Raw genomic sequence first — 3,343 nt, 5'->3', positions numbered from 1 at the left:
CCGTCGGCCGGCGCCTGCGGGCCGGACGCCCGCGCCGGGCCGGCGGGCGGCCGCGGCCCGGACTGCGCCGGGGGCTCGGCCGGGCGGGCGTTGGCCTGCTTGTACACGGTCGCGAAGCGCTGGCCGACGGTGACCGTGCTGAGCACGGCGAGCAGCCACAGCGCGAAGGTCAGGACGTAGGGCACGCCGAGGCCGTTCAGGCCCGCCGCGACCAGGGCGATGATCAGCCGCTCGGACCGCTCGGCGATGCCGACGTTGCAGGTGTAGCCGAGGCCCTCGGCGCGGGCCTTGGCGTAGGAGACCACGACCCCGGCGACCAGGCAGTACAGGGCGACCGCGGCGAGGCCGTCCTGGCCGCCGCGCGACAGCCCGGCCATCAGCCCGGCGAAGATCGCCGCGTCCGCGACCCGGTCCATGGTGGAGTCCAGGAACGCCCCGAACCGGGAGGTCTTGCCCGTGACGCGGGCGACGGCGCCGTCCAGCATGTCGAACAGCACGAAGGCGGTGATCACCAGCGTGCCCCAGAAGTAGTGCTCCCGGGGGAAGAAGACCAGCGCCCCGGCCACGGTGCCCGCCGTGCCGACGACCGTGATCGCGTTGGGCGTCACGCCGGTGCGTGCCACTCCGCGTCCGATGGGCGTCAGGACACGGCCCAGCGCGGGCCGCAGTTTGTTGAGCATCGCCGTCCGATCATCGAGAGTTCGAGAGCCGGGCACAACCGGGGGGCCGGGAGAGAAGAGGCGGCCCCGCGCGCGCCGCGCGGCGAACCCATCGTAGTGCTCATCAATACCACCTCCCCCCTTGTGATCCGGGCCGACACGGGAAAGGGTGAGGAGACGGATGTGACGCCGCTCACTCCGGGCAGAACCACCAAAGGAGCGTGACGGGCTCCCATGGCGGGAGTCCGCCCGAGGAGGTGTGTCATGACGGACAGAGCGAACCACCCGGGAGGCCACGGCAGGGCACCGGTGGCCGACCGGCCCGACAGGGTGCGCAACGTCGCGCTGGTCGGCCACTCCGGGGCGGGCAAGACGACGCTGACCGAGGCCCTGCTCGCGGCGACCGGGGTGGTCCAGCGCGCCGGGCGGGTCGAGGACGGCACCACCGTCAGCGACTTCGACGACGTCGAGGTGCGCCAGCAGCGGTCGGTGAACCTCGCCCTCGCCCCGTTCGAGTACGGCGACGTGAAGGTCAACCTCATCGACACCCCCGGGTACGCCGACTTCGTCGGAGACCTGCGGGCCGGGCTGCGCGCCGCCGACGCCGCCCTGTTCGTGGTCTCCGCCGTGGACGGCGTCGACGGGCTCACCCGCATGCTGTGGGAGGAGTGCGCGGCCGTGTCGCTGCCGCGCGCGGTCGTCGTCACCAAGATCGACCAGCAGCGCGGCGACTTCGACGACACGCTGATGCACCTGCAGGACGCGTTCGGCGAGGGTGTGCTGCCCTGCTACTTCCCGGTGGCGGACGGCGACGAGCTGACCGGGCTGATCGGGCTGCTGACGCAGCGGTGCCTCGACTACTCCTCCGGGGAGCGGGTCGAGTGCGAGCCGGACCCCGCCTACCTGGACCGGATCGCCGAGCAGCGGGCCTCGCTGATCGAGGGGATCATCCAGGAGAGCGAGGACGAGTCGCTGATGGAGCGGTACATCGGCGGCGAGGAGATCGACGTCAAGGCCCTCATCGAGGACCTGGAGAAGGCGGTCGCGCGGGGTAGCTTCTATCCCGTGCTGGCCACGTCGGTCCCGCACGGCCAGCAGCCGGGCCCGGTCATCGGGATGACCGAGCTGCTGGAGGTCGTGACCGAGGCGTTCCCCTCGCCGCTGGAGCACTCCTGCCCGGAGGTCGCCCCGGTCGCGGGCGGTCCGCCGCGGCGGATCGAGTGCGACCCGGAGGGCCCCCTGGTCGCCGAGGTCGTCAAGACCGTGTCCGACCCCTACGTGGGCCGGATCTCGATGGTCCGGGTGTTCTCCGGGACGCTGCGCCCCGACACCACGGTGCACGTGTCCGGGCACGGCCTGACCGACCGCGGGCACGAGGACCACGACGTGGACGAGCGCGTCGGGGCCCTCAGCTCGCCGCTCGGCAAGACCCAGCGGACGCTCACCGAGTGCCGGGCGGGCGATGTGTGCGCGGTCGCCAAGCTGAGCCGCGCGGAGACCGGTGACACGCTGTCCGATCCGTCGAACCCGCTGGTCATGGCTCCGTGGTCGATGCCCGACCCGCTGCTGCCGGTGGCGATCCGGGCCCGGTCCAAGGCCGACGAGGACAAGCTCGGCCAGGCGCTCGGCCGGCTGGTCGCCGAGGACCCGACGCTCCGGCTGGAGAACAACGCCGAGACGCGGCAGCTGGTGCTGTGGTGCATGGGCGAGGCGCACGCGGACGTGCTGATCGACCGGCTCGCGTCCCGGTACGGGGTCGAGGTCGAGCGGGTGGACCTGCGGGTCCCGCTGCGCGAGACGTTCGGCGGGCGGGCCGAGGGGCTCGGGCGGCACGTCAAGCAGAGCGGCGGGCACGGCCAGTACGGCATCTGCCACGTCGAGGTGGAGCCGCTGCCGTCCGGGGAGGGCTTCGAGTTCGTGGACCGCATCGTCGGCGGCGTGGTCCCGAGGCAGTTCATCCCCTCGGTGGAGAAGGGCGTGCGGCAGCAGATGGAGCGCGGCGTCGCCGCCGGGTACCCGCTGGTCGACATCCGGGTGACGCTGCGGGACGGCAAGGCGCACTCGGTCGACTCGTCCGACATGGCGTTCCAGGCGGCGGGCGCGCTGGCGCTGAAGGACGCGGCGGCCAAGGTCCCGGTGCTGCTGCTGGAGCCGGTGGACGAGGTCAGCGTGCTGATCGCGGACGAGTACATGGGCGCGGTCATGTCGGACCTGACGTCCCGGCGCGGCCGGGTGCTCGGCACCGAGTCCCTCGCCCCGGGCGGCCGGACGCTGATCCGCGCCGAGGTCCCGCAGCTGGAGATCACCCGCTACGCGATCGACCTGCGGTCGATGTCGCAGGGCACCGGCAGCTTCCACCGCTCGTTCCTGCGGTACGAGCCGCTGCCGTCGCACCTGGCCGACAAGGTCGCCGAGGAGGAGAAGGTGGACTGACCGGCCACCGGCGGAGTCGGAGGCCGGCGGAGCGGGACCGCCCGCGTGCGGGCGGTCCCTTTTCCCCTTTTCTCACAGCTTGGTCACCCCGCTGGGGAATTCTCGGCGAACTATGAGATTCTTTTCAGCTGTGACAAGTACGGGGGACGAGCGGACTCGGGACAGGCCGAGCCGCCGCAACATCATCAAGGGCGACGCTCCGGCGCCACCGCCTCCGACCTGATGGTCGCCTCGCGCGGCGTGGCGCCGCT

General features: G+C 72.5%; 2 protein-coding genes. One reads left to right on the top strand and one right to left on the bottom strand.

Annotation, left to right across the window (positions count from 1 at the left end; all coding sequences use genetic code 11):
• Positions 1 to 680: phosphatidylinositol phosphate synthase (gene pgsA / locus AB0J52_RS33100; protein ID WP_500186795.1), on the bottom strand; the 680-nt coding region annotated here is incomplete at its 3' end.
• 243 nt (positions 681 to 923) lie between these two features.
• On the opposite strand from pgsA, the gene AB0J52_RS33095 reads away from it, so the two are divergent.
• Complete coding sequence (locus tag AB0J52_RS33095; protein WP_500186794.1) at positions 924 to 3,092, top strand: elongation factor G-like protein EF-G2; 2,169 nt, start codon at positions 924 to 926, stop codon at positions 3,090 to 3,092.
• Positions 3,093 to 3,343: the final 251 nt, after the last annotated feature.

Origin of the sequence: Spirillospora sp. NPDC049652 (genome assembly GCF_040675125.1) — a bacterium.
Classification (GTDB): domain Bacteria; phylum Actinomycetota; class Actinomycetes; order Streptosporangiales; family Streptosporangiaceae; genus Spirillospora.
Note: the sequence above shows the minus strand (reverse complement) of the source record. Positions and strands in the feature narration are given on the sequence as shown.

What these genes read in the sequence shown, in the direction of transcription:
- AB0J52_RS33095 (WP_500186794.1), top strand. Translation starts at nt 924, where the DNA reads ATGACGGACAGAGCGAACCACCCGGGAGGCCACGGCAGGGCACCGGTG.